Genomic DNA, 25,770 nt, shown 5'->3' on the forward strand with positions numbered 1-25,770 from the left:
GGGATCGCGGTCAGCACTACGTCCGGATCCCACGATTGAATCATAGGATCAGGAGAACGTCATGAGCGAAGATGTGGTCAGCACGGGTGAGGGCGTTGCCGAGAAGGACGATGCGCGCCACGCCATGAAGATGGCGAAGAAGAAGACGGCCCGCGAAAAGATCATGGCGACCAAGACCGACGAAAAGGGTCTTGTTATCGTCAACACCGGCAAGGGCAAGGGCAAGTCGACTGCCGGCTTCGGCATGATCTTCCGCCACATCGCCCATGGCATGCCGTGTGCGGTCGTGCAGTTCATCAAGGGCGCCTGGGAAACCGGCGAGCGCGACCTGATCGAGAAGCATTTCGGCGACGTGTGCCAGTTCTACACGCTCGGCGAAGGCTTTACCTGGGAAACCCAGGACCGCGCCCGTGACGTGGCGATGGCGGAAAAGGCCTGGGAGAAGGCGAAGGAACTGATCCGCGACGAGCGCAACTCGATGGTGCTGCTCGACGAGATCAACATCGCCCTGCGCTACGACTATATCGACGTGGCCGAGGTGGTGCGTTTCCTCAAGGAAGAAAAGCCGCACATGACCCATGTGGTGCTGACCGGCCGCAACGCCAAGGAAGACCTGATCGAGGCTGCCGATCTGGTGACCGAAATGGAACTGATCAAGCATCCCTTCCGCTCCGGCATCAAGGCCCAGAAGGGCGTCGAGTTCTGATGAGCCAGAGCTGGCAGTTCTACAGCGCCGCGCGTCCCCTGGACGCGCAAAGGTCGCTGTAGCACTTTGAACTCTGCATGATTCCTCAAATCGATGCCGATTTAAGGAAACATGCGGGAGGCGCTGCTTTCGGCCGCCTTTGCGGCGCTCGCGGCTGTCTTTGCCAAGGTCGGGGTTGCGCAGATCAACTCCGACTTCGCCACGCTGATCCGCACTGTCGGCATATTCCTCGTGCTGGCCGGCATCGTCGCGGCGACGGGGCAATGGCAAAAGCCCTCGGAAATCCCGGGGCGCACTTGGCCGTTCCTGGCCCTCTCCGGCCTTGCCACCGGCGCCTCCTGGCTTGCCTATTTCCGCGCCCTGAAGCTCGGCGATGCGGCGCGGGTGGCGCCGATCGACAAGCTGTCGATCGTCATGGTGGCGATCTTCGGCGTCTTGTTTCTCGGCGAGAAGCTCAACCTGATGAATTGGCTCGGTGTGGTGTTCATCGCCGCGGGCGCGTTGCTCCTGGCGGTGTTCTGAGCCTGCTTTCAACAAGCCCGCTGATACGGCCCGCTGCTTCACCGTCGTGTCGCGCGGGTTGTCCGGTTTGGTTGCTTCCGGCACTTGCCTTGAAACGCCGCAGGGCTGGGTGCTAGGCTATGCTGATCTTTGTCCCATAGGGGGTTGCCACCAGCCGCCCTCTCGATTGCGCCGGGAGGGGTTATGAACGCCCCAGAAACGTCGCAATCAAGGCGGCCAATTTTTCAGGGTCCTCCCAATGGGGGTTATGGCCGTGGCCGGGCAGGGAAATGAACTCCGCGCCGGCGATAGCTTCTCTCATATTCTCCTGATGTTCCTCTGTAGCGATCAAATCCTCCTCGCCCCGCAGGATGAGTGTGGCTGTGGAAATATCCTGCAAAAGCGGCGAAGGATCATACGCAAGCTGCTCATAGTAGATGGAATGCCAGATGCGTGAGGGCACCGCCGCGCTTTCGCGTCGCGCATAAGCGAGGAAGACCTCGTCGACAGGAACTGCGCCACAGCACCATTCTCGCATGAATGCGCTTCCTGGATCGATGGGATCGCGGAGCATTTGGATGTTTTCCCACAACCATCCCCGACGTTCGCGCAGTGTGGCGGACGTGGACACGAGAACGATTCTGCCGATGATATGGGGCCACCGCTCGGCAACTGCTTGCGCCAGCCGCCCTCCAAGCGAATGACCGACCACGTGCGTCGGCGCAAGCCCCAGAACCTCTATTAGGAACCGGACATCATTCGCCATCTCGGGAATAGTGTAGCAGCCTTCAGGCTTGTCGGAATCCCCGTGGCCGCGCAGGTCTGGCGCTATGAGGCGAAAGCCCGTCGCGAGATACGGTGCAACGAGGCTCCAGCTTCGGGCGCTGTCCGTAAACCCGTGCAGCAGGAGGACGGGCACACCGTTGGGATCTCCCATCTCGACGTATGAGAACCGTAGCCCGTTCGGCAGCAGGGCGGTCCGCTTTAGCGCTAAGAAGAGCTCCTGGGAAATCGGCTCGACCATGGGCCTACTTTCAAAACCAATCCTGACTTCATATCACCAATGGAACCGTGGCGATTGTAGCTTTTTCTCTGATCCACGGGGGTCACACAGCCCACCTCCGCTAAAATACCACTGGCGGCAATTGCTACATAATTCCGCAATTTCGGCATTGCACATGCATCGTGCTCTGGAAGGCGGCTTGCGGGCGGATAAGGAAGGGCTGTTGGCAGGCGCTGGTTGGACCTAGGCCCACCGGCGGACACGCTTGCAATAGGCGCTGTAGGCCTGCCCGAACGCACGGCCGAGGTGAACTTCCTCCATACGGATCTGGTAGGAGATCGATATCCAGGCGGAAAGAGCGAGCGCCACTGAGACGACGTTCGGCACGGCCAGCACCGTGCCGATCAGTGCGGCGACCATGCCGACATAGATCGGGTTGCGCGAGAAGGCGTAGAGGCCGGAGGTCACGAGCGGCGCGTCCTGTTCCTCGAGGATGCCGATCTTCCAGGAGTGGCGCATCACCCATTGCGACAGCATCGTCAGCCCACCGCCGAGCGCCATCAACACGAGGCCGACGGCGTGAAGAATTGGCGCGTCGAGCGCGGGGATGCGGCCGAGCGAGACGTCCACTGCTTCGGGAAAGGCGGCGATTGCGATCAGATGAACCACCAGCGCGGCCACGATCACGCGGAAGAGCTTGCCGGCAAACCCTTCCGCATCGTCGCCATAGGTCAGGACAACGGGCGAGCGGCCGGATTGCCGGCGGCGCAGGACCGCCAGTGCCAGAGTGAACAGGCCAACGACGAGCATCAGAGCGGCGGGAAGGGCGGTGAGCATGAGACCTCGGGGGTAGACGGAACGTCTGGATGGGATTGCGAGAAGACGCGGCGGAAATCGCCGCCGCTCCTTTCGCGTTGTATCTTGCGCAGGTTGCACTCTCTCGTCACTAGAGGTTCAAGGGTGAAAATTGGAAATTCGCGGTCCGGTTGCCGATTGTTGATCGCTGGCGACTGCCGTCGCATTCCGCGTGGCGATGCCCTTGCAAAACCTGATGCGCGCCTGCTCGTTCCTCATGTGTTTGCCTTGCATTTATCGCGATGGCCTTGCACGAAAGGGTTGAGTGGAGGAGAGAATGGCAGAAAATGTAGCAGCACGCCCTTCAGCGCGCCTCAGCCGCTGGTTCGTTTTCTACGCCGCTGCGGTCGGTCCCTTGATTTTGTTGCTGCTCGTCATGGTATTCGGCCCGATGCTTTCCACCCCAGGAAGCCGACCTCGCGACCTCTGGCGGGATGCCGGCGGCCTCATGGACGGCATTGCGACCGCATATCTTTACGGTTTGCTGCCGGCCGTTCTCGTCGGGTCTCTCGTCAAGTTGCTCTCGGGTCACCTGCGTCAGCGCTGGATGATCCTGCCGATAACGCTGCTATCGGCCTTTCTCGTGTCGGCGGGTCTCGCAGCGATACCACTATTGTGGTCTGAGCTCTTGAGGAAAGGACTGTGGTCCGGAGATTTCTTGCTGCGTGCGCAGGTCGCGGCGCACTTCATCTTCGGATTCGGCATGCTCCTCGCAGCGCCGGCCGTCACGGCTACCGCATTGTGGCTCTTCGTGTCGCAGTTCCGCCGGTCGACGAACTGAGGTCAGTACCTGATAAATTCATCCAGTCTGTTCAGGTCCCTGAGCCCGAAGGGCCAAGGCAGGCACCACCTGATGCCGGTGATCGGATAGACTCGGAGCAGCAAGATCGATGGCCGGGCGGCGCCGCGATCCTACATTCCCAGCCAGATCCGGAGCGGATGCGACGGATCGGCAAGCAACCGGATGGCGAGCGCGATCGAGACGATGACGAGCAGCGGCTTGATGATCTTGGCGCCCTTGGCCATGGCGTAGCGCGAGCCGACCTGGGCACCGAGGAACTGGCCGACGCCCATCATCAGGCCAACTTTCCACAGGATGGCGCCGAAGAACAGGAAGACGGCGAAGGCGCCGACATTCGAGCCGAAGTTCAGGAGCTTGGTGTGGGCCGTCGCCTTGAGGACGCCGAATCCGGCAAGCGTGACGAAGCCGAGCATGAAGAACGAGCCGGTACCGGGACCAAAGACGCCATCGTAAAAGCCAATGACGGGCACCAGCGTCAGCGTGAAGAGGAAGGGCGTGATGCGGCGGTGCTGGTCGACGTCGCCCATGTTCGGCTTGAGGCCGAAATAGAGGGCGATCGCAATCAACAGGAAGGGCAGGATCGCCTTCAGAACGTCGCCGGGAACGATGGTCGCGAGCAGCGCGCCCAACACGGAGCCCGCCATCGACATCAGCGCCATCGGCATTTGCTCTTTCAGGTTCACGTGACCCCGCCGGGCATAGGAAAGCGTTGCCGAGCCGGAGCCGAAAAGTCCCTGCAGTTTGTTGGTGCCCAGCGTCTGGAGCGGCGGGATGCCGGCAATCAGCATGGCGGGAATGGTGATCATGCCGCCACCGCCGGCGATCGAATCGATGAAGCCGGCAATGAAGGCGGCAACGAAAAGGAACACGAGCAGGTGAAAAGCGAGATCTTGCACGGGAGGGACTCGAGAAGGGAGGAGTACACAGGCCTTGTTCGCCTTGTGTCAGAGGCCGCGGCGAAATGCAAAGCCTAACGTCGAGGCGCATCTGTGATGCTTGTCGCCAGATGTATATTATCCAGGAAAATCAGATACCTACTCTGGGATCATGGCTATTCGGATGGGGCGTCTGCCGGCTTCGGTCGATTGCCGGTTCCGGCGCTTTGCATGCGTGAAAGGTGGGTGATGGGTTTCCCCAAACGCGACATGGCGATGGCGCAATCCGGTTTGACCCGTGCGATTGCCTCCGGTAAAAATGTCGGATGTGCGACGGCGTCCGCTTCAGGCGGACTGAAAGAGCGTCCGGTGCGGCCGACCCAGGCAGGGGGCTTGAACCGGTGCTGTCCAGACCGATCCGGACTTGAGCCGGACGGCGCTTCGTGTGGATTGCCGCGAGGGGGCCGAGGTCGAGCATGATATCATCCAGCATAGCGCCGCCACCGCCAGGACCACTCGTCCTTGGACTTGGCTGCGAGCGCGGCACGCCGGCCGATGAGGTGATTGCCCTTGCCGAAAAGGCGTTGGCGAAGGTGGGCGCAGCGAAAGCCGATATCGGCTTCGTCGCCTCGCTCGATGCGAGGCGCGGTGAGCCCGCGATTCATGCCGCCGCCCAGCATTTTGCCGTCGAGGCACGGTTCTTCGATGCGGCGACGCTGGAGGCCGCGGCACCCCGGCTGCAGAACCCCTCGGCGGTCGTCTTTGCCCACACCGGTTGCCACGGCGTGGCGGAAGGTGCTGCACTCGTCGGCGCGGGGCCGGCAAGCGTGCTGCTCGTTGGCAAACTCACCGCATCGCATGCGACGGCAGCAATCGCCGGACCCGTCGAGCGCCTGTCGGTGAGCGCGGCGGCAGTGTCATGAGCTGTTTACCGGGTCGCGTTTCGCAGAAAATGTACGAACCATTTCAAATATCTATGCGGCTTTCTTGCAGATCTGAATCCGCTCCTTGCCAAGGCAAGTCAACGGCAACGTGCAAGCGAATGGCAGGAGAAGCGGCATGAGCGATACGATTTTTTCCGGTCTGCCCGAGCTTGAGCCCGGTAGCGTGTGGCTCGTCGGCGCCGGCCCCGGTGACCCCGGCCTTCTGACGCTTCATGCCGCCAACGCACTGCGGCAGGCCGATGTCATCGTGCACGATGCGCTGGTCAACGAGGATTGCCTGAAGCTCGCCCGGCCGGGTGCCGTGCTGGAGTTTGCCGGAAAGCGCGGCGGCAAACCGTCGCCGAAACAGCGCGATATCTCATTGAGGCTCGTCGAGCTGGCACGTGCCGGCCAGCGCGTGCTGCGGCTGAAGGGCGGCGATCCCTTCGTCTTCGGGCGGGGCGGCGAGGAAGCACTGACGCTGGTCGAAAACCGCATACCGTTCCGCATCGTGCCGGGCATCACCGCCGGGATCGGCGGGCTTGCCTATGCCGGCATTCCGGTCACCCACCGCGAGGTCAACCACGCCGTCACCTTTCTCACCGGTCACGATTCCTCCGGCCTGGTGCCGGACCGCATCAATTGGCAGGGCATTGCCTCGGGCTCGCCGGTGATCGTGATGTACATGGCGATGAAGCATATCGGCACGATTGCCGCCAATCTCATTGGGGCCGGGCGTTCGCCGGATGAGCCGGTCGCCTTCGTCTGCAACGCAGCAACGCCGGATCAGGCAGTACTTGAAACGACGCTGGCACGCGCCGAAGCCGATGTCACAGCATCGGGCCTGCAGCCGCCGGCAATCGTGGTCGTCGGCGAGGTCGTGCGGCTGAGGGCATCGCTCGACTGGATCGGGGCGCTTGGCGGGCGCCAGCTTGTGGCCGATCCTTTCGCAAGCCGCGAGCTCAGGGATCCCGCATGAGCGGATTGCTGATCGCCGCGCCCTGTTCGGGCTCCGGCAAGACCACGGTGACACTCGGCCTGATGCGCGCCATGCGGCGGCGGGGCATGGTGATTGCCCCCGGCAAGGCGGGGCCTGACTATATCGACCCGGCGTTCCACACATTCGCCAGCGGCGAGCCTTGCCTCAACTACGATCCATGGGCCATGCGCCCCGAGCTTCTGGCAGCAAACGCTGCGCACGCCGCAGCCAATGGGCTCATGCTGGTTGTCGAGGCGATGATGGGCCTGCATGACGGTGCGGCCGACGGCAGCGGCACGCCGGCTGACCTTGCTGCAGCGCTCGATCTTGCCGTCATCCTGGTGGTCGATTGCGCCCGCATGTCGCATTCGGTCGCGGCGCTCGTGCGCGGTTATGCCGACTACAGGGGCGATATCCGGGTTGCCGGCGTCATTCTCAACAAGGTCGGGAGCGACCGGCATGAAATGATGCTGCGCGACGCGCTGACGCGGGTGGGCACGCCTGTCTTCGGCGTACTCAGGCAGGATGGCGTCCTGAAGCTGCCCGAGCGGCATCTGGGGCTTGTGCAGGCGGGCGAACACGGCACGCTCGAGACCTTCATCGACTATGCGGCTGATCGGATCGAGGCGACTTGCGATCTCGATGCGATCCATAGGGCCTCCAGCCTGTCACAGACCGAACGGGTGATGTCCGAGGTCATCAGGTTCAAGCCGTTCGGCCAGCATATCGCGGTGGCGCGGGATGTGGCCTTCGCCTTTAGCTACGAGCACCTCCTGTTCGGCTGGCGTCGCGCCGGGGCGGAAATCTCCTTCTTCTCGCCGCTTGCCGACGAAGGTCCCGACGCGGCGGCGGATGTGGTCTATCTGCCGGGTGGATATCCCGAGCTTCATGCCGGGCGACTGCAGACGGCAGCTGCTTTCCGATCGGGTATAGCTGCGGCGGCCAAGCGGGGCGCGCGAATCTTCGGTGAGTGCGGCGGCTATATGGTGCTGGGCGAGGGGCTTGTGGCAGCCGATGGCGCGCGCTACGAAATGCTCGGCCTGTTGCCGCTCGTCACCAGTTTTGCCGAGCGCAGGCGGCACCTCGGCTACCGCCGTGTCGTGCCTCTCGACACGACGTTCTTCGATGGACCCATGACGGCGCACGAATTCCACTACGCGACCATCGTTTCTGAAGGTGCCGCTGACCGGCTATTTTCCGTCAGCGATGCGGCGAGCGTCGATCTCGGGCAGGCGGGTCTGAAGCGCGACAATGTCGCCGGCTCCTTCATGCACCTCATCGATCTTGTGGACCCGTCATGAGCGCGCCGATCGTGCATGGCGGCGGCATCACCGAAGCTGCCGCCCGCTTCGGTGGTCGCTTCGAGGATTGGCTAGACCTGTCGACCGGCATCAATCCACACCCCGTCGAGCTGCCTGATGTGCCGCAGCAGGCCTGGCACAGGCTGCCCGACAAGCTGACGATCGATGGCGCACGCGCGGCCGCCGCGAGCTATTACAGGACCAACGGCATCCAGCCCTTGCCGGTTCCCGGCACCCAGTCGGTGATCCAGCTGCTGCCGCGGCTGGCTCCGGCCGGCCGCCGGATTGCCGTTTTCGGCCCCACCTATGGTGAATATACGCGCGTGCTGGCGGCCGCCGGCTTTGCTGTCGATCGGGTGGAACGCGCCGAGGAGCTTGGTCTCCACCACGGCCTTGCGGTGGTGGTCAACCCCAACAACCCGACCGGCCGCGCCCTTCAGCCGGCAGACATCCTGGCAATGGCGGCAGTGATGAAGGCGAAAGGCGGCATGCTTGTCGTCGATGAGGCCTTCGGCGATCTGCAGCCGGATCTGAGCGTCGCCGGCCATGTAGCCGCCAACGACAATCTCATCGTCTTCCGGTCCTTCGGGAAGTTCTTCGGCCTGGCCGGTCTGCGCCTCGGCTTCGTCGTGGCAAACGATGCCATACTCGGCGCCTTTCGCGAATGGCTCGGCCCTTGGGCGGTGTCCGGACCGGCGCTTGTGATCTCCCGGGCACTGATGTCCGGCGATACGCAGGCGATCGCCGCGGGCATTCTTGAGCGCCGCGCGGGGCTCGATTCGGTGCTTGATGACGCCGGTCTCAAACGCATCGGTGGAACCGGCCTGTTCGTGCTGGTGGAGCATGCCGACGCCAGCGCCTTGCATCAGCATCTCTGCGAGGCGCAGATCCTGACACGCAAATTCGACTACGACACCCGCTGGCTCAGGATCGGGCTTGCGCCCGACGCAGAAGGTGACCAACGGCTGGCGGACGCATTGCGCCACTGGAACGCCCTGCGTGCCGCGGGCGCCCTGCGCCCTGTAGATGTCTCACGCCCTGGCGACGGGACACGGCCAGGGGGAGGCTAAGTGTCAAGCGAGATCCTTCTCATCCTTGTGGCGGCGCTGCTGCTGGATCGCGTCGTCGGCGATCCGGACTGGCTCTGGTCGCGTCTGCCGCACCCCGTCGTCTTCTTCGGCAGGGCGATCGCGGTCTTCGATGGCGCGCTGAACGGGCATGAGACCCTTGGCGCCGGCGCATTGAAGCTGCGTGGTGTCGCGGCGATCGGTCTGCTGCTGCTTGCAAGTGTGCTTGTCGGCTGCATCCTGCATCGCTTGTTCGGCACGATGGGCGTACTTGGCTATCTGCTCGAGGCCGTCGTCGTTGCGGTGTTTCTGGCGCAAAAGAGCCTTGGCGACCATGTCGGGCGCGTTGCCGAAGGCTTGCGCCGGGATGGACTGGAAGGCGGGCGTGCCGCCGTCTCGATGATCGTCGGGCGCGATCCGAAGACGCTCGATGCGCCCGGCGTCTGCCGCGCCGCGATCGAAAGCCTTGCCGAGAACTTTTCCGATGGCGTCGTGGCTCCGGCCTTCTGGTATGCGGTTGCCGGTCTTCCCGGCCTGCTCGCCTACAAGATGCTGAACACCGCCGATTCGATGGTCGGCCACAAATCGCCGAAATACCTCCATTTCGGCTGGGCCGCCGCCCGGCTCGACGACGTCGCCAACCTGCCGGCCGCAAGACTATCCATCCTCTTGATTGCCGTTGGCGCTCTGCTGCACCGCGGCCGCCGTGCCGCGGCCGATGCGATCGGCGTGGCGCTGCGAGACCACGGCCTGCACCGCTCGCCCAATTCCGGCTGGCCGGAGGCCGCAATGGCCGGTGCGCTGAACCTGCAGCTTGCGGGCCCACGCATCTATGGCGGGGTCAAGGTCAGCGAGCCGATGATCAATGGTCCGGGCCGCGCCATTGCCGAAAACGAAGACATCGATGCCGGCATTGCCGTATTTTATGGCGCCTGTTCGGCGATGACCTTTGGCGTTCTTCTGATCGCCATGATTTGATTGGCGATCGCCGCGTATCCACGGCAAGTTGAACTTGGCATTAAGACTTTGCTTTCCATATGTATTAAACTCGTATCATGATGAGCCGGCTATTCTCCGCGAACGTTTTGGTTCCACCGATCGCAGCGCACACGCGCCGGGTGACGCGTGAGAGACGCTGCAGCGCCTGAAGCCTGCTGCATGACCGTCTCTACAGGTCGGGATCTTGCAGTCGAGCTTTCGCACGCGGAGAGCGAAACATGCGACACGCATTCCTGACTGTGCTGATTGCCGCATTGATGCAGTTTCCCGCTCAACCACTGAGCGCCGCCAATCTCGTTGCCAAGATCAGCCTTTCGTCTCAGACGATGGTCGTGAAGCAGAACGGCGTCGTGATGTATCGCTGGAAGGTTTCCACGGCGCGCAAGGGCTATGTCACGCCCAAGGGCAGCTGGAAGGCGAAATGGCTTTCGCGACACCATCGGTCGCGAAAATATGACAATGCGCCAATGCCTTACGCGGTGTTCTTCAACGGCGGCTATGCCGTGCACGCGACCTATGACCTGAAGCGGCTTGGCCGACCTGCCTCGCATGGTTGCGTGCGGTTGCACCCCAACAATGCGGCCGAGTTCTTTGCGCTTGCCCGTGAGCATGGCTTGAGCAACACGCGGATTGTCATTACGCGGTGAGCATTCCGAGCAAAAGTGCGCAGCGGTTTTACGTCAGGGAATGCGTGAAAACAGCGAGGTAGCGCGTCTCTGCCACCGCGCTAAAGCGGAAACGCGCTGAAGTGCGGAATGGCGGGTTCAGTCGATGCCGGCGACGTGCATCAGTCTGTCCATGCTGGGCACGGTGACGCGGCGGCTGTTTTCGATGCGGATGACATTGTCCTTGCGCAGCTTGGTGACCTGCCGGCTGACGGTCTCGATCGTCAGGCCGAGATAGTCGGCGATATCGGCGCGCGACAAAGGCAGATCGAATTCCGTTGCCGTGCCGTTTTCCGGATCGATGTGGGTGGCGATGATATAGAGGAAGCTTGCCACCTTCTCCTGGGCGGTCTTGCGGCCGAGCGTCAGCATCCAGTCGCGCGCTTCATCCAGCTCCTTCAATGCTTGCTCATGCAGGCGGTGTTCGAGCCCCGGCGCCTCGGAGACGAGCCGCTCGATGACATTGCGCGGGAACGAACAGATGTCGGTGTCGATTGCCGCTTCCGCGGTCAGCGCGCTTTCGCGCGTGAAAGGCCGTCCCATGAAATCGGGCGCGAACTGCAGGCCGACGATCTGCTGGCGGCCGTCTGACAGAACCTTGCTGAGCTTGACGACACCGCTGATGATGTTGGCGTAGCTGTCGGTCATTTCCCCCTGTCCGACCACCTCGCGGCCTGGCTCGACGCGCCTGCGGGTCGAATGCCGGCTGAGGTCGAGAAGCTGGTCTGACGTCAGCGTGCCGCAAACGCCGCCATGGCGCGCCTCGCAGGCAGCGCAGACGGATGGAATGTCCGAGTTGTGGATATCCTTGCGGCGTTGTTCAGTCACGATCTGCAAATCTTTCTTCCCTGCATCGGGTTTGTTCTGGGGACCAAAGAGGATGCGGGCGGTTAAATCAAGAGTTGACAGGTGCTAATTCCGGAAGCGCGAAACAATGTCTCATGCGAAATTGCGAATTGTCAAATTTAACGTGTTAATTCGGCAACTTGATCAAAATCAAAGGTCTCCTTCGCCAACCGTCCTATGCCTTGGCCAACTTGACGGAGAGACCGATGGACGACGCTCTGATCCTGAAATATGCGAGCCCCGTGCCGCGTTATACCAGCTACCCCACCGCGCCGCATTTTTCCGAAACGGTCGGTCAGGCTGAATATCAATCCTGGCTTGAAGCCATCGGACCGGGTGAGGCGCTGTCGCTTTATGCCCATGTGCCCTATTGCGACCGGCTGTGCTGGTTCTGTGCCTGCCACACCAAGCAAACGCTGCGTTACGACCCGGTGACGACCTATCTCGCCGGTCTGCACCGCGAGATTGCGGCAATCGGCGGGAGGGTGAACGGCGAGGCCAAGGTCACGGCGCTGCATCTGGGCGGTGGATCGCCGACTTTGCTCCGGCCGGATGATCTGATCGCGCTCAAAAGGGCCTTCGCCAGCCACTTCCGATTCTCCAGCGATTGCGAAATCAGCGTCGAGATGGACCCGAACGACCTCGACGAGGCGCGCCATGATGCGCTGGCGGCGATCGGCATGACGCGGGCGAGTTTCGGGGTCCAGGATTTCGACCCGGTGGTGCAGAAAGCGATCAACCGTATCCAGACCTATGAACAGACGCGCGACGCGATCGAGGCGTCGCGGGCGCGGGGCGTGCGTTCGGTCAATTGCGATGTGCTTTACGGCTTGCCCTACCAGAGCCTGTCTTCGCTCGAAGCCACGATTGACGCCGTCCTGTCGCTGGCACCCGATCGTATCGCGCTCTTCGGTTATGCCCATGTGCCGTGGATGAAGAAGCATCAATCGATGATCCCGGATGAAAGCCTGCCCGGCATCGTCGAGCGCTTTGCCCAGATGAGCCGGGCGGCCGAAATGCTTGTCGCCGCCGGCTATGAGGCAATCGGCATCGATCATTTCGCCAAGCCCGGTGACAGTCTGGCGGTCGCAAGCCGGGAAGGGCGCATGCGCCGGAATTTCCAGGGTTATACCACCGACAGCGCCGAAACCCTGATCGGCCTCGGCGCCTCTTCGATCGGTCAGTTTCGTCAAGGTTATGTCCAGAACATGCCGGCAACCGGCGAATATCTGCGCCAGGTCGAGCAATCGGGCCTGGCGGCGGTGCGCGGCTATCTGCTGACGCCGGACGATCGGCTGCGCGCACGGGTGATCGCGGCAATCATGTGCGACTTTTCATTCTCCTTTGCGCAAATCGCTGGTGAATTCCCTGAGGGCGCCGCTGCTGTCATCGAGGAGGCAAAGCTGTTTCGCGCCAGGGATACGGATGGGCTGACGACGATCGCGGATAGTGTCTTCAGGTTGACGGGCCGCGGTCGTCCGTTTGCCCGGTCGGTGGCGGCCGTATTCGACGCGCATCTGCAGAGCGGACGGGGTCGCCATTCGGTCGCCGTTTAGCAACATCGCATTTCAAATCGCCAAGGTTGCTACAAGGCCATTGGCTTTTGCGGCGCATTTACCTATAGGATCGCCGAGACTCGGAATAAAATAATAAAGAGGTATGCGCGTGACTGCTACATTCGACAAGGTTGCCGACATCATCGCGGAAACGAGCGAGATCGATCGCGAGACGATTACGCCGGAAAGCCACACGATCGACGATCTGGGCATCGACAGCCTGGACTTCCTCGACATCGTCTTTGCGATCGACAAGGAATTCGGAATCAAGATTCCGCTGGAACAGTGGACGCAGGAAGTCAACGAAGGCAAGGTTTCGACCGAAGAATACTTCGTGCTCAAGAACCTCTGCTCCAAGATCGACGAGCTGCGGGCTGCCAAGGCCTGATTGGCCCAAGGTTCAAGCCTTTCCACTCGATTTCCAATGCCGCCGGTCGCGCCCTGCGCTTGACAGGCGGCATTGGCGTTTTTACTTGAGCCCGAAACCAAACGGGGTGAGCCTCCATGCTCCTTGAATACTTCCAGATGATCGATCGTGTCGAAACGGTCGATCTTTCGGCTGGCCGGCTGACGGCGCGATCCGTCGTTCCCGAAAAGAGCCCGGTATTCGAGGGCCACTTTCCAGGCTATCCGCTGGTGCCGGGCGTCCTTCTGATCGAGACGATGGCCCAGGCTTCGGGATTTCTCGTTCTGGCCGCGACCAATTTCGCGGCGATGCCGTTTCTGATGTCGGTCGACGGCGCCAAGATGCGGACCTTCGTCGAGCCTTCGGCGGAACTCGATATCGAAGCCTTCCTTGAGCACGATGGCTCAGGCTTTGCCGTCACCAAGGCGAAGATCACGTCTGCGGGCAAGAAGGTCTGTGACGCACAGTTGAAACTCAGGACGATGCCGTTCGATCAGGTGCCGCTCGGCGATATCGTGCGCAAGCGCGCAGTCGAGGTGGGCCTGATGACGGCACTTGCGGCGGATGCCGCTTCGGAGAAGTGAAGATGAGCAAATCCGCAAACGACGTGGTCATCACCGGCGTCGGTATCGTCACCAGCCTCGGTGTCGGGGTCGAGCCGCATGTGGCGCTTTTGAGCGCGACCGAGACGCCGGCGGCCCGCGTCGAGACGGAAAAATTCAAGCCTTATCCGGTGCATCCGCTGCCGGAGATCGACTGGTCTCAGCAGATCGCCAAGCGCGGCGACCAGCGGCAGATGGAAAACTGGCAGCGCCTCGGCGTGTTTGCAGCCGGTCTCGCGCTTGACGATGCCGGCCTCAAGGACAATCTCGACGCCTGCGGCAGCATGGACATGATCGTCGCTGCCGGCGGCGGCGAACGCGACATCAATGTCGATTCGCTGATCGTCGACGAGGCGCTGAAGCGCAATGACCGCGAGCAGCTCTTGAACGAGAAACTGACGACCGAACTGCGCCCGACGCTGTTCCTGGCCCAGCTTTCCAACCTTCTCGCCGGCAACATCTCGATCGTGCACAAGGTGACGGGATCGTCGCGCACCTTCATGGGCGAAGAGGCAGCCGGCATTTCGGCGATCGAAACCGCCTTCTTCCGCATTAAGGCCGGACAGTCGACCCATACGCTGGTCGGCGGTGCGTTCTCGGCCGAGCGTCTCGACATCATGCTTATGATCGAGGCGATCCAGGGGCAGGCAACCGGCGACTGGCATCCGATCTGGTCGCGCAGCCGTGAAAACGGCGGCGGCATGATCCCCGGATCGGTTGGCGCATTCCTGGTGCTGGAAGCGCGCGAATACGCCGAAGCCCGCGGAGCCCGTATCTATGCGACCATCGACGCGATCGGCAGCGACCGCGGCAGCCGCGCCGACGGCAAGCTCGAAGCCCGCCTTGCGGATCTCGCAAAGCCGGCCGAAAAGCTCGATCCGGCACAGACGGTGGTCTTCTCCGGCACGTCAGGTTTTCACGATCTCGTCGCCAGCGAAAAGGCCTTTCTGCAAGCCAAGCTTGCCGAGGCGCCGGTGCGCGCCTATGGCGGCCTCGTCGGCCACAGCATCGAAGCGCAGTTTCCGGCGGGCCTTGCGCTTGCAGCACTCACGCTCGGCCACGGTGCCAAGGTTCCGGCCTTCGACGCAAGCTTCGAAAAGCCGATGACGGCGGCTGCCCGTTCGGCGGTCGTGACCACCATCGGTCACTCACGCGGCGAAGGCGTCGCGGTCCTTTCGGCCGAATAAGAGGAACGATTGATGAGCAACGCTTACAAGGATCATCTCGGTCGTCCGATCGTCGCCGTCACCGGCATGGGCGTCATCACCTCGCTCGGCCAGGGGCTCGCGGACAACTGGGCGGCACTGACCGGCGGCGTTTCCGGTATCCGCAAGATCACCCGTTTCCCGACGGAGGGGCTCAACACCCGCATCTCCGGCATGGTCGATTTCATCGAGGTTCCGGCGGCCAACTCCGTCGAGCGCTCCTATGCGATGGCGCGCGAGACGACGCTGGAGGCGCTCGCCCAGGCGGGCATTTCCGGCGATTTCAACGGCCCCCTGTTTCTCGCCGCCCCGCCGATCGAGCCGGAATGGAGCGCGCGTTTCGAGCTCGCCGACCGTTCGCCGCCGTCGAGCCAGCCGGGCGACGCCTACAATCGCTTCCTCACTGCGATGCGCGAGAAGGCCGATCCGGCGTTCCATGAGGCCGTGCTTTTCGGCGCGATCTCCGAGCGTCTTGCCGATCGTTTTGGCACCCGCGGTCTGCCGGTGACGCTGTCGACCGCCTGCGCTTCCGGCGCGACCGCAATCCAGCTCGGCGTCGAGGCCATTCGCCAGGGCCGCACCGATCGTGCACTGACGGTTGCGACCGACGGTTCGGTCAGTGCCGAGGCGCTGATCCGCTTTGCGCTGCTGTCGGCGCTCTCGACCCAGAACGATCCGCCGGAAAAGGCGTCCAAGCCCTTCACCAAGGACCGTGACGGCTTCGTCATCGCCGAAGGTGCAGCTACCCTGGTGCTGGAATCGCTGGAAGCAGCCGTTGCCCGCGGCGCCCGCGTCTACGGCATCCTGAAGGGTTGTGGCGAGAAGGCCGATCTCTTCCACCGCACGCGCTCTTCGCCCGATGGCGGCCCGGCGATCGCGACGATCCGCGCGGCCCTTGCCGACGCCGGCATCGACGAAGGCGGCATCGGCTACATCAACGCCCACGGCACCTCGACGCCGGAAAACGACAAGATGGAATATCTGTCGATGTCGGCCGTCTTTGGCGAGCATCTGCCGTCGATCCCGGTTTCGTCGAACAAGTCGATGATCGGCCACACGCTGACGGCCGCAGGCGCGGTCGAGGCGGTGTTCTCGATCCAGACGATGCTGACCGGCACCTTGCCGCCGACGATCAACTACCTCAATCCCGACCCGGCCATCGTGCTCGACGTCGTGCCGAACGTGAAGCGCAGCCAGCAGGTTTCTGCCGTGCTGTCGAACTCCTTCGGCTTCGGCGGACAGAACGCCAGCCTTGTCATGACCGCCGAGCCGGCCTAAGCCAACGGCGACAGCGCTGCGCGCCGGATATGGCGCGCAAGGGACGCTGTAACGCATTAGACCTGCTGCGTGGTTCTTCCTCAAATCGGATCCGGTTTCAGCCAGAACCAGGCAGCAGAACCTTCAGACGAATTGATGCCGCCAAGGCAGAGGAAAGATCATGCGCGCCCTGCAACTGCTCGATGACCGCAAGCTCGAAATCACCGACATTCCCGAGCCGGAAGCGCCAGGCCCGGGCGAAGTGACGCTCCGGGTCAAGGCTGTTGCGCTCAATCACATCGACGTCTGGGGCTGGCGCGGAATGGCGTTTGCCAAGCGCAAGATGCCGCTCGTCATCGGCGCCGAGGCAGCCGGTGTCGTCGATGCCATCGGCCCGGGTGTTTCGAGCGTTCTGCCGGGACAGCTCGTGTCGATCTACGGCGCGCGCACCTGCGGTCTCTGCCGCCCGTGCCGCGAAGGCCGCGACAATCTTTGCGAACATGTGGGCGGCGTGCACGGCTTCCACCTCGACGGCTTTGCGCAGGAAAAGATCAATCTTCCGGCCCGCCTGCTGGTTCCGGCGCCTCCCGGCATCGATGCGGTTGCCGCAGCGCTTGCGCCGGTAACCTTCGGCACGGTCGAGCACATGCTCTTCGACAATGCCAAGCTCGAGCCGGGCGAAACGATCCTCGTTCATGCCGGCGGCTCCGGCATCGGCTCGGCGGCGATCCAGCTTGCCAAGAAGATTGGCTGCACCGTCATCACCACCGTCGGCTCGGATGACAAGATCGAGAAGGCCAAGGCGCTTGGCGCCGATCACGTCATCAACTACCGCACCGACCGCTTCGAAGGCGTCGTGCGCAAGCTGACCAAGAAGAAGGGCGTCGACGTCGTGTTCGAACACGTCGGCAAGGACACCTGGGCCGGCTCCATGCTGTGCATGAAGCGGGGAGGCCGCCTCGTCACCTGTGGCTCAACCTCGGGCGTGTCGACCGACATGAACCTGATGATGCTGTTCCAGCAGCAGCTGAAGCTGCTCGGCTCCTTCGGCTGCCGCATGGAGAACATGGCCAACGCCATGCAGAAGATGGCGCGCGGCCTGGTGCACCCTGTCATCGACACACAGGTCGGTTTCGACGAGATCGACCGGGCTCTGGAGCGGATGGAATCGCGCCAGATCTTCGGCAAGATCATCCTGAAGATGGATTGATCCACGTGCGCATGCTGATCACACGGCTGGTTCTGGCGGCGGATCGTTTCCGGCAGTGGCTGATTGCGCAATTCGTCTTTCTGCTTTTGACGATCCTGAAATTGTTTCCGGCCGACGGCGCGATCCGGTTCATGGATCGCGTCGCGCGCTTCATCGGGCCGAAGACCGGCCGGCACAAGCTGACGCTGACCAATCTTCGCAACGCCTTTCCCGAAAAGAGCGAGGCCGAGATCGAAGCGATCGCCATGGAGAGCTGGGGTAATATGGGCCGCATGGCGGCCGAATATGTCTTCCTCGACCGGCTGTTCGATTTCGACCCGGAAGCGACCACGCCCGGCCGTGTCGAAGTTTCGGGCGTTCCACTGTTCCTCGAATTGCGCGACAATCCGCGGCCCTTCATCGTCTTTACCGCCCACAGCGGCAATTTCGAAATGCTGCCGGTGGCAGGCTCGGCTTTCGGGCTCGAAGTCACGGTGCTGTTCCGCCCGCCGAACAACCCCTACGTGGCCGAGAAGGTCTTCGAGTTCCGCAAGGAGCGCATGGGCAACCTCGTGCCGTCGCATGCGGGTTCGTCCTTTGCACTGGCGCGCCAGCTCGAGCGCGGCAACGGCGTCGGCGTTCTCGTCGACCAGAAGTTCCGAAAGGGGCTTAAGACCAAGTTCTTCGGGCAGGACGTGCAGACCAACCCGCTGCTGGCCAAGCTGGTGCGCCAGTTCAACTGCGAGGTCTATCCCGCCCGCTGCATCCGGCTGCCCGGCAATCGTTTCCGGCTGGAGCTGGAACCGGCGATCGACATCCCGCGCAAAGCCGATGGCGCCGTCGACGTCAACGCCACGGCGCAGGTGCTCAACGACAAGGTCGAGAGCTGGGTCCGGGAGTATCCCGGCCAATGGCTGTGGTACCATGATCGCTGGCACATCAAGCGCCATCTCAAGGACTGATTCTCCTTGAACCCGATGAAGTGTCGCGGTTGCGTGTTTGCAACGCAGGATTCCAAGCGGTCTTTTTACGTCTGACGCCGGAAAACGGCGCCTTTGCGTTTGTGAAAACGTTTGCAGGCGGCAAGCTTTCCTTTCTGATGTTGAACGGCGCGACAATGAGTGTAAACTCCCCGTTGTGTCGCGGGGGACAGACTGCAAGCGCTTTGGGTGGCCAAAGTCATGCGGTTTTCGCGAATGGGTGTGAGGGAGGCGTCAAAACCTGGATCAGCGTCTACACCATTAAAGCCTGTCGTCTAAGTGCATCGGCGCGGCCTCGGCCGTGGGGGAATTGGGGTTTCGAATTGAACGCACTGATTGAGCTGTTCTGGTTCAAGTATTCACAGTTGCAGTATGCTGTACGTACGGCAGACGAGCATCTGATCGGACTTCTGGATCGTGAACTCGATCCTATTCTGAAGTCGGTCTATGACGAGAAGGCCGTGAGCGTCGAGGATGCCCGCCTTCAGTTCCAGTTTTTGATCGATATTCTGCGCGTCGAGGCCGACGACATTTCCTGCGTGCTGCGGCATTCGCAGCTGCTGCAATCGCTGATCAATCGCTATTTCGCGGCGACCGGCGCGGTCAACGCCGCCGAGTTGCGCCTGGAGCGCGCGCCTGTTGCGCCACACAAGGGGCGGGCCGACGAGGGGTTGCTCAACGAAGCGATCCTCGACAGCTTTCCGGACCGTATCGCGGTCATCACGCCGGACTACCGGTATCTCTACACCAATCCGCTCAATGCCAACCATCTCGAGAGCCGCCCGATGGATCTCATCGGCCGGCATATCGTCGAGTTCATCGGCATCCAGCGCTTCGAGCTGCGGGTGAAGAACTATCTGGATCGCTGTTTTTCGGGTGAGGTGGTCGACTATACCTTCGCCAAGACCGTCGATGCGCGAACGGTCGTCGTGCGCTGCCGGCTGACGCCGTGCATGTCGAGCAACGGCAAGCTTATCGGCGCGATCCTGGTGATCCAGGAACATGCCGACCGGCGCCGGGCGATTGCCGCCTGAGGACATTCGTCAGGCCGGTTGCGAAACGGCGGTGGCGCCTGAGGCGCCGCGCGCCGAATGTGACGCGCGGGCGCTGCTACTCATTGTACCTGCAGAATCATTTCGTCCCCGGATCGCGTCCGACCCAGGGAACTAGGCAGCAGGGCCGCGGCGCTCTTAGTTGATGTCGGCGCGCACGATGTCTGAACTGGCCGGAAGCAGCGTGCGAAGACATTCCTGCTCGAAGCCGATGTGCCTGCGCAGATTTGTAAAGAAACCGCGCAGCATGTAGCCTGCAGTCTCTGCATTCACGCTGTCATCGGCTGCGCCGAGCTTCACCAGCATCTCCGACAGTTCTTCGGCAAAGCACTCATCCTCGCAGTGCTCGTATTTCAGCCGCGCGAGCGTGGCGGCGATCGAAGGGTCGTCGCCGCAGTTCTGCTCGACCCAGCGAAACACCGCACTTTCTTCGCCGGAATGCAGTTCGCGGATCAGCGGTTCCAGCATCTTGGCGGCGTAGGCGCATTTTTGCCGGTCGATTTCGGCCGGCAGGCTGTCGGCGATTTCCTCCAGGCTGTTGCAGAGCGCAAGCTGCTCCTGATGCGCGCGCGCCAGCCAGGCCCGCGGTTCGCCCGAAAGGGCAGGGCGCGGCGGCAAACCGGTCCATGGCCTGATCCGGCCGTTGTCATTCGTTCTCTTCATGCTGTTCTGACGCCAACTCCTATGGCGCTCCCTCATTGTTTCCTGAGGGTGATGCAAGTCGGCGTGGCTGGCCTTGATCTGAATCAAGGTGCAGGCGCCCCGATTCTGACAGGTTCCGGCAAGCTGCGCTGCCATGCCATCTCTCGGTGTGCGCACGCGTCTGCATCGGATAAAGTTGGGGACCCAACCATGAAATACACTTTCGAGACGATCCTGCTCGGGATCGGTGCATTCCTGGCGCTGCTAGGTGCCGGGTTTGCCCAGGACCGGCAGTTTGAAGCCCATATGTGGGTGCTGTTCTTCGTGCTGCTCGGTGGCACCATCGTCATGCTGCGACGCCTCGATTTCAGCACGGCATCCGCAGGCAAGGCGGCCGCGCCGCTGTCGGAATATTCCGACGACGTGGTGAAGTATGGCGTGATCGCCACCGTCTTCTGGGGCGTCGTCGGCTTCCTCGTGGGCGTTGTGGTTGCGCTCCAACTGGCCTTTCCGGACCTCAACATCGAGCCGTGGTTCAACTTCGGCCGCATGCGGCCGCTGCACACCTCGGCGGTGATCTTCGCCTTCGGCGGCAACGCGCTGATCGCGACCTCATTCTACATCGTCCAGCGCACCAGCCGCGCCCGCCTGTTCGGCGGCAATCTCGCCTGGTTCGTGTTCTGGGGCTATCAGCTATTCATCGTCATGGCTGCCACCGGCTATCTGCTGGGCATCACCCAGTCGAAGGAATATGCCGAGCCGGAATGGTATGTCGACCTGTGGCTGACGATCGTCTGGGTTGCCTATCTCGCGGTGTTCATGGGCACGCTGCTCAGGCGCAAGGAGCCACATATCTACGTGGCGAACTGGTTCTACCTCGCCTTCATCGTCACCATCGCGATGCTGCACATCGTCAATAACCTGGCGGTCCCGGTGTCCTTCCTCGGCTCCAAGAGCTACTCGGCCTTTGCCGGGGTGCAGGACGCGCTGACGCAATGGTGGTACGGCCACAACGCCGTCGGCTTCTTCCTGACGGCCGGCTTCCTCGGCATGATGTATTACTTCATCCCGAAGCAGGCCAACCGCCCTGTTTACTCGTACCGCCTGTCGATCATCCACTTCTGGTCGCTGATCTTCATGTACATCTGGGCCGGTCCGCACCACCTGCACTACACGGCTCTGCCGGACTGGGCGCAGACGCTCGGCATGGTCTTCTCCATCATGCTGTGGATGCCGTCCTGGGGTGGCATGATCAACGGCCTGATGACGCTTTCGGGCGCCTGGGACAAGATCCGTACCGACCCGATCATCCGCATGATGGTCATGGCCGTCGCCTTCTACGGCATGGCGACCTTCGAAGGTCCGATGATGTCGATCAAGACCGTCAACTCGCTCAGCCACTACACCGACTGGACGATCGGCCACGTGCACTCGGGTGCGCTCGGCTGGAACGGCCTGATCACCTTCGGCGCGATCTACTATCTCACACCGAAGCTGTGGAACCGCGAGCGGCTCTATAGCGTGCGCATGGTCAACTGGCACTTCTGGCTCGCTACGCTTGGCATCGTCGTCTACGCCGCCGTCATGTGGGTCGCCGGCATCCAGCAGGGCCTGATGTGGCGCGAATACGACGACCAGGGCTTCCTCGTCTATTCCTTCGCGGAATCGGTCGCGGCCATGCTGCCCTACTACGTGCTGCGTGCACTGGGCGGTGCCCTGTTCCTCGCCGGCGCCTTGCTCATGGCCTTCAACGTAACAATGACCATCCTTGGCCGCGTGCGTGACGAAGCTCCGATCTTCGGTTCGACGCCCGTGCTCAAGCCAGCGGAATAGGAGGGCATAGACCATGTCCATTCTCGACAAACACGCCCTGTTGGAACGCAACGCAACACTGCTGCTCGTTGGCTCGCTCCTCGTCGTTTCGATCGGCGGCATCGTTGAAATCGCGCCGCTGTTCTATCTCGAAAACACCATCGAGAAGGTCGAAGGCATGCGGCCCTACTCGCCGTTGGAACTGGCTGGGCGCGACATCTACATTCGCGAAGGCTGCTACGTCTGTCACAGCCAGATGATCCGGCCGTTCCGCGACGAGGTGGAGCGTTACGGTCACTACTCGCTGGCGGCGGAATCCATGTACGACCACCCGTTCCAGTGGGGCTCGAAGCGCACCGGGCCTGATCTTGCCCGCGTCGGTGACCGCTACTCCAACGAGTGGCACGTGCAGCACCTCATCGAGCCGCGCTCGGTGGTGCCGGAATCCGTGATGCCGAGCTACGCCTTCCTCAAGGCGACGCCGCTCGATGTGCGCAACGTCGCCGGCCAGCTGAAGGCCAACAGGGCCGTCGGCGTGCCCTATTCGAACGAGATGGTCGACAACGCCACCGCCGACATCAAGGCGCAGGCCGACCCGAATGCGGACACGTCAGGCGTCGAGGCGCGCTACCCCAAGGCCAAGCTCGGCGACTTCGACGGCGATCCGCAGAGGCTGACGGAGATGGATGCGCTTGTCGCCTATCTCCAGATGCTCGGCACGCTCGTCGATTTCTCGACCTACGACGACACCACGGGCTATCGCTAAGGAGGGCACGGACATGGAAACCTACACGGCCATGCGCCAGTTCGCCGACAGCTGGGCACTGCTCGGCATGGTGATCTTCTTCCTGGGCGTCGTCGCCTTCATCTTCCGGCCAGGCGCCAAGCAGGCCGCCGAACGGGCCGCAGCCATACCTCTGAAGGAGGATTGATCCATGGCGGACAAACATGTCGACGAGATCAGCGGCGTCGAAACAACCGGCCACGAATGGGACGGTATCCGCGAGCTCAACAACCCGATGCCGCGCTGGTGGGTCTATACCTTCTACGCCACCATCGTCTGGGCGATCGGCTATATGGTCGTCTATCCGGCGGTGCCGCTTCTGACCGATGCGACCAAGGGCGTCATCGGCTACTCCAGCCGGGGCGAGCTCAGCGTCGAGCTTTCGGATGCCAAGGCGGCGCAGGCCGGCAATCTGGAAAAGATCGCGGCAAGCTCGCTCGATCAGATCATCGCCGATCCGCAGCTTCACCAGTTCGCGGTTGCAGCCGGCGCCTCGGCCTTCAAGGTCAACTGTGCCCAGTGCCACGGTTCGGGCGCTGCAGGTTCGGCCGGGTTCCCCAACCTCAATGACGACGACTGGTTGTGGGGCGGCAAGCCTGAGGAGATCTACCAGACGGTGGCACATGGCATTCGCTATACCGGCGACGACGACACGCGCGTCTCCGAAATGCCGTCCTTTACCGAGATTCTCAAGCCGGAGGAAATCAAGCAGACGGCGGCCTATGTCGTCAGCCTGACCGGCACGCCTTCGGATGCGACAATGGTCGAGCCGGGCAAGGCGCTGTTCGAAGCCAATTGCGCCTCCTGCCACGGGGCCGACGCCAAGGGCAACCGCGAGTTCGGCGCGCCGGACCTCGCCGACGCGCTCTGGCTCAACGGCTCAAGCGAGCAGGCGATCATCGCCCAGATGAAGGCGCCCAAGCACGGCGTCATGCCCGCCTGGTTGCCGCGTCTCGGCGACACCACGGTCAAGCAGCTAGCGGTGTTCGTGCATTCGCTGGGTGGGGGCGAGTAAGGCTCACGGTTGGCCAATCGTGAAGTTGCAAGAAGAGGCCGCGTCAGACGACGCGGCCTTTGGCCTGAATGCGGTATCGCAGAGCCAGCTGTCGCGATAGCGCTCGAACACCCGATGTCGGGACATTTCCTACGCCGAAAGGTCCAAGGAAGCGCCGATGGCAACTGTGTGCCACGAGCGGTCGTCAGCATCTCGTTCGATTACATACCTGCTCAAGCTCCAGGACGTTTCCCTCTGGATCGCGTGCATAAGCAATAAGAAATGGCTTATCCGGCGTCCCAAAGTCCGTGATTTCGCCGATCTGCGCCCCGCCAGCCTCGATGATCTCCTCGAGCACGACGCCAATATCTTCCATCTGGAATGATAAGTGACCAAAACCGGGCTCGTTCACCTTTGGCTGGTCCCGGTCATGAGTGAACTCGTGCTCATGTATCTCCAAGAAAGGGCGTTCGAGTTCGGGGAAGGTGAGCCAGATCGTATATATCTCAGAGTTCGAGATACCATTGCCGCGTGACACTTTTTCCCCGGACAACATCTTGGGTTCACGAAGGGATTCGCATTTCATGACAGTCGTGTAGAACGCTGCGAGCGCTTTCGCATCTCGGGCTACCAGGTTGATGTGAGCCAGTTTCATGACGGTTGATATCCTTGGCAACGAAGCAGCCAATATCTATTGGTGCGAGAACACCGAAGACGTTTCCTTCGGGCCAGCAGGGAACGTCGTTCAAGAATGTTGCCACCGTAAAGACGGAGCGATTCCAAATGGTTGGTGGCCGCGTCGAAGGACGCGGCCATATCATTCCAGCGCGGCGGCGATGGTTGCGCCGACCACGACGCTCGAAAGGGCTGCACCCAAAAGCAGCGGTGCGTTGACCGGCCGGCGTACGACCGTGCCGAAGTTGAACAGGTTCATCGGCAGCAAGTGAAAGCCGCCGCCCTCGGGCTTGCTGCGCGGCGCTTCCATGAAGCATTCGTCATCGAACCAGATCCAGTCGTCGCGCCAGGTCCAGCAGCCGTTGTCGCGATAGACGGCGGCGACTTCCTCGGCAAAGGCCTTGTCGGCCGGCAGCCTGAAATAGTTGACCGGCTTGCGACTGAAATACTGCATGGCCAATGGCATCGAACGTTCGGTGCAATAGTTGGACATCCATAGCTTGAAGCCGATCTCGTCGCGCAGCCGGTCGAGCACGCGAAACACCTGCACATGGTCCTCGTGGCCATACTCGCCCCAGGGGTTGTGGGTGAAGACGTTCATCTCGGGCTTCAGCAGCGGCAGCAGCGTGCGGTAGAGCGTTTCGTAGTTGTCGCGATAGGCCTGGGCAATCGGTCGCGTCGAATGCCGGAAGCTGCCGGGCATGAACTGTGACAGCGACTTCTTCACCACGCGCTTGGCCTCACGGCGTGTGCCCTCAGTGCCGAATTCCATGCCATAGGGGCCGGGCTTCGGGTTCGTCCAGTCGGCGCAGTCGAAGGAGCCGGTCTCTTCCATCTCGAGGAAACGGATACTGCCGCGCGGATAGGCCTTGATCGCGGCAACGCGGGCGTTGCCCATCTGCGGCTCCGACCAAATGTCGCGGTAGAGGATGATGACCTCGTCGACCTTTTTGAGGATCGAGGTGAACCACAAAAGCTCGTCGTCGGGGTGGGCGCCGATGATGACGGAATTGCGCAGAAACTCATGCTCGTCTGACATTGCCCAGCGCCCTTTGCCGCTTTTTATTTTCGCGCGCAATCTTGGGCTGCAAAGA

28 protein-coding genes are annotated in these 25,770 nt (G+C 62.2%); 21 read left to right on the top strand and 7 right to left on the bottom strand.

Annotation, left to right across the window (positions count from 1 at the left end; genetic code table 11):
- The first annotated feature begins 61 nt into the window (after positions 1-61).
- Complete coding sequence (cobO, locus tag BLJAPNOD_RS12440; protein ID WP_077503833.1) at positions 62-706, top strand: cob(I)yrinic acid a,c-diamide adenosyltransferase; 645 nt, start codon at positions 62-64, stop codon at positions 704-706.
- 111 nt (positions 707-817) lie between these two features.
- The gene (locus tag BLJAPNOD_RS12445) at positions 818-1,228 is read left to right on the top strand and encodes an EamA family transporter (RefSeq protein WP_115420028.1); all 411 of its coding nucleotides are present in this window, start codon (positions 818-820) and stop codon (positions 1,226-1,228) included.
- A gap of 181 nt (positions 1,229-1,409) precedes the next feature.
- Here the strand turns inward: BLJAPNOD_RS12445 and BLJAPNOD_RS12450 are convergent, their stop codons facing one another.
- The gene (locus BLJAPNOD_RS12450) at positions 1,410-2,231 is read right to left on the bottom strand and encodes an alpha/beta hydrolase (protein WP_115420029.1); all 822 of its coding nucleotides are present in this window, start codon (positions 2,229-2,231) and stop codon (positions 1,410-1,412) included.
- Between the two features lie 222 nt (positions 2,232-2,453).
- Positions 2,454-3,047, bottom strand: a complete 594-nt coding sequence (locus BLJAPNOD_RS12455) for an isoprenylcysteine carboxylmethyltransferase family protein (protein ID WP_115420030.1) — start codon at positions 3,045-3,047, stop codon at positions 2,454-2,456.
- Between the two features lie 295 nt (positions 3,048-3,342).
- Here BLJAPNOD_RS12455 and BLJAPNOD_RS12460 point away from each other — a divergent pair, with 295 nt between their 5' ends.
- Positions 3,343-3,846: a hypothetical protein gene (locus BLJAPNOD_RS12460; RefSeq protein WP_115420031.1), complete on the top strand. Its 504-nt coding sequence runs from the start codon at positions 3,343-3,345 to the stop codon at positions 3,844-3,846.
- A gap of 131 nt (positions 3,847-3,977) precedes the next feature.
- Here the strand turns inward: BLJAPNOD_RS12460 and BLJAPNOD_RS12465 are convergent, their stop codons facing one another.
- Complete coding sequence (locus BLJAPNOD_RS12465; protein ID WP_115420032.1) at positions 3,978-4,763, bottom strand: TSUP family transporter; 786 nt, start codon at positions 4,761-4,763, stop codon at positions 3,978-3,980.
- Between the two features lie 455 nt (positions 4,764-5,218).
- Between BLJAPNOD_RS12465 and BLJAPNOD_RS12470 the strand changes: the two genes are divergently transcribed.
- The 6 genes from BLJAPNOD_RS12470 to BLJAPNOD_RS12495 all read left to right on the top strand — a co-directional run bounded on the left by BLJAPNOD_RS12470 (position 5,219) and on the right by BLJAPNOD_RS12495 (position 10,658).
- Complete coding sequence (locus BLJAPNOD_RS12470) at positions 5,219-5,665, top strand: cobalamin biosynthesis protein (RefSeq protein WP_115420033.1); 447 nt, start codon at positions 5,219-5,221, stop codon at positions 5,663-5,665.
- A gap of 136 nt (positions 5,666-5,801) precedes the next feature.
- Positions 5,802-6,644, top strand: coding sequence for a uroporphyrinogen-III C-methyltransferase (gene cobA / locus BLJAPNOD_RS12475; RefSeq protein WP_115420034.1), 843 nt, complete (start codon positions 5,802-5,804; stop codon positions 6,642-6,644).
- Positions 6,641-7,945 carry a cobyrinate a,c-diamide synthase gene (locus BLJAPNOD_RS12480; RefSeq protein WP_115420035.1) on the top strand — a complete coding sequence of 435 codons (1,305 nt, stop codon included), beginning with the start codon at positions 6,641-6,643 and terminating at the stop codon, positions 7,943-7,945. The genes cobA and BLJAPNOD_RS12480 overlap by 4 nt, the downstream gene beginning before the upstream one ends.
- Positions 7,942-9,015 carry a threonine-phosphate decarboxylase CobD gene (gene cobD, locus BLJAPNOD_RS12485; protein WP_115420036.1) on the top strand — a complete coding sequence of 358 codons (1,074 nt, stop codon included), beginning with the start codon at positions 7,942-7,944 and terminating at the stop codon, positions 9,013-9,015. Before BLJAPNOD_RS12480 ends, cobD begins: the two co-directional genes overlap by 4 nt.
- Complete coding sequence (gene cbiB / locus BLJAPNOD_RS12490; RefSeq protein WP_115420037.1) at positions 9,016-9,990, top strand: adenosylcobinamide-phosphate synthase CbiB; 975 nt, start codon at positions 9,016-9,018, stop codon at positions 9,988-9,990.
- A gap of 278 nt (positions 9,991-10,268) precedes the next feature.
- Positions 10,269-10,658, top strand: coding sequence for a L,D-transpeptidase (locus tag BLJAPNOD_RS12495; RefSeq protein ID WP_244611016.1), 390 nt, complete (start codon positions 10,269-10,271; stop codon positions 10,656-10,658).
- A gap of 117 nt (positions 10,659-10,775) precedes the next feature.
- On the opposite strand, the gene BLJAPNOD_RS12500 is transcribed toward BLJAPNOD_RS12495, so the two are convergent.
- The gene (locus BLJAPNOD_RS12500; RefSeq protein WP_077503822.1) at positions 10,776-11,513 is read right to left on the bottom strand and encodes a Crp/Fnr family transcriptional regulator; all 738 of its coding nucleotides are present in this window, start codon (positions 11,511-11,513) and stop codon (positions 10,776-10,778) included.
- A gap of 215 nt (positions 11,514-11,728) precedes the next feature.
- Here BLJAPNOD_RS12500 and hemN point away from each other — a divergent pair, with 215 nt between their 5' ends.
- The 8 genes from hemN to BLJAPNOD_RS12540 all read left to right on the top strand — a co-directional run bounded on the left by hemN (position 11,729) and on the right by BLJAPNOD_RS12540 (position 19,751).
- The gene (gene hemN, locus BLJAPNOD_RS12505) at positions 11,729-13,078 is read left to right on the top strand and encodes an oxygen-independent coproporphyrinogen III oxidase (protein WP_115420039.1); all 1,350 of its coding nucleotides are present in this window, start codon (positions 11,729-11,731) and stop codon (positions 13,076-13,078) included.
- Between the two features lie 103 nt (positions 13,079-13,181).
- Complete coding sequence (locus BLJAPNOD_RS12510) at positions 13,182-13,466, top strand: acyl carrier protein (protein ID WP_115420040.1); 285 nt, start codon at positions 13,182-13,184, stop codon at positions 13,464-13,466.
- 116 nt (positions 13,467-13,582) lie between these two features.
- On the top strand, positions 13,583-14,068 hold the full coding sequence (locus tag BLJAPNOD_RS12515) for a 3-hydroxyacyl-ACP dehydratase FabZ family protein (protein WP_077503820.1): 486 nt from the start codon (positions 13,583-13,585) through the stop codon (positions 14,066-14,068).
- 2 nt (positions 14,069-14,070) lie between these two features.
- Positions 14,071-15,273 carry a beta-ketoacyl-ACP synthase gene (locus BLJAPNOD_RS12520; protein WP_115420041.1) on the top strand — a complete coding sequence of 401 codons (1,203 nt, stop codon included), beginning with the start codon at positions 14,071-14,073 and terminating at the stop codon, positions 15,271-15,273.
- Between the two features lie 12 nt (positions 15,274-15,285).
- Complete coding sequence (locus BLJAPNOD_RS12525; RefSeq protein ID WP_115420042.1) at positions 15,286-16,569, top strand: beta-ketoacyl-ACP synthase; 1,284 nt, start codon at positions 15,286-15,288, stop codon at positions 16,567-16,569.
- Between the two features lie 160 nt (positions 16,570-16,729).
- Positions 16,730-17,758: a zinc-binding dehydrogenase gene (locus BLJAPNOD_RS12530; protein WP_077503817.1), complete on the top strand. Its 1,029-nt coding sequence runs from the start codon at positions 16,730-16,732 to the stop codon at positions 17,756-17,758.
- Positions 17,759-17,769: 11 nt separating this feature from the next.
- On the top strand, positions 17,770-18,699 hold the full coding sequence (locus tag BLJAPNOD_RS12535; protein WP_115421277.1) for a lipid A biosynthesis lauroyl acyltransferase: 930 nt from the start codon (positions 17,770-17,772) through the stop codon (positions 18,697-18,699).
- 341 nt (positions 18,700-19,040) lie between these two features.
- Positions 19,041-19,751, top strand: coding sequence for a PAS domain-containing protein (locus BLJAPNOD_RS12540; RefSeq protein WP_115420043.1), 711 nt, complete (start codon positions 19,041-19,043; stop codon positions 19,749-19,751).
- A 156-nt stretch (positions 19,752-19,907) separates the two neighbouring features.
- Here the strand turns inward: BLJAPNOD_RS12540 and BLJAPNOD_RS12545 are convergent, their stop codons facing one another.
- Positions 19,908-20,432 carry a hemerythrin domain-containing protein gene (locus BLJAPNOD_RS12545; protein ID WP_077503927.1) on the bottom strand — a complete coding sequence of 175 codons (525 nt, stop codon included), beginning with the start codon at positions 20,430-20,432 and terminating at the stop codon, positions 19,908-19,910.
- Positions 20,433-20,621: 189 nt separating this feature from the next.
- On the opposite strand from BLJAPNOD_RS12545, the gene ccoN reads away from it, so the two are divergent.
- From ccoN to ccoP, 4 genes are read left to right on the top strand one after another with little or no spacing between them, the layout of a single operon-like run.
- Positions 20,622-22,244, top strand: a complete 1,623-nt coding sequence (gene ccoN / locus BLJAPNOD_RS12550) for a cytochrome-c oxidase, cbb3-type subunit I (protein WP_115420044.1) — start codon at positions 20,622-20,624, stop codon at positions 22,242-22,244.
- Between the two features lie 13 nt (positions 22,245-22,257).
- Complete coding sequence (ccoO, locus tag BLJAPNOD_RS12555; RefSeq protein WP_115420045.1) at positions 22,258-22,989, top strand: cytochrome-c oxidase, cbb3-type subunit II; 732 nt, start codon at positions 22,258-22,260, stop codon at positions 22,987-22,989.
- A 13-nt stretch (positions 22,990-23,002) separates the two neighbouring features.
- Positions 23,003-23,155, top strand: coding sequence for a cbb3-type cytochrome c oxidase subunit 3 (locus BLJAPNOD_RS12560; protein ID WP_077503813.1), 153 nt, complete (start codon positions 23,003-23,005; stop codon positions 23,153-23,155).
- Between the two features lie 3 nt (positions 23,156-23,158).
- Complete coding sequence (ccoP, locus tag BLJAPNOD_RS12565; RefSeq protein ID WP_115420046.1) at positions 23,159-24,022, top strand: cytochrome-c oxidase, cbb3-type subunit III; 864 nt, start codon at positions 23,159-23,161, stop codon at positions 24,020-24,022.
- Between the two features lie 184 nt (positions 24,023-24,206).
- Here ccoP and BLJAPNOD_RS12570 read toward each other — a convergent pair whose 3' ends face one another.
- Positions 24,207-24,656 carry a VOC family protein gene (locus BLJAPNOD_RS12570; RefSeq protein WP_115420047.1) on the bottom strand — a complete coding sequence of 150 codons (450 nt, stop codon included), beginning with the start codon at positions 24,654-24,656 and terminating at the stop codon, positions 24,207-24,209.
- Between the two features lie 162 nt (positions 24,657-24,818).
- Positions 24,819-25,715, bottom strand: coding sequence for a hypothetical protein (locus BLJAPNOD_RS12575; protein ID WP_115420048.1), 897 nt, complete (start codon positions 25,713-25,715; stop codon positions 24,819-24,821).
- Positions 25,716-25,770: the final 55 nt, after the last annotated feature.

This window comes from Ensifer sp. M14 (genome assembly GCF_003355565.1).
Lineage (GTDB): Bacteria > Pseudomonadota > Alphaproteobacteria > Rhizobiales > Rhizobiaceae > Ensifer.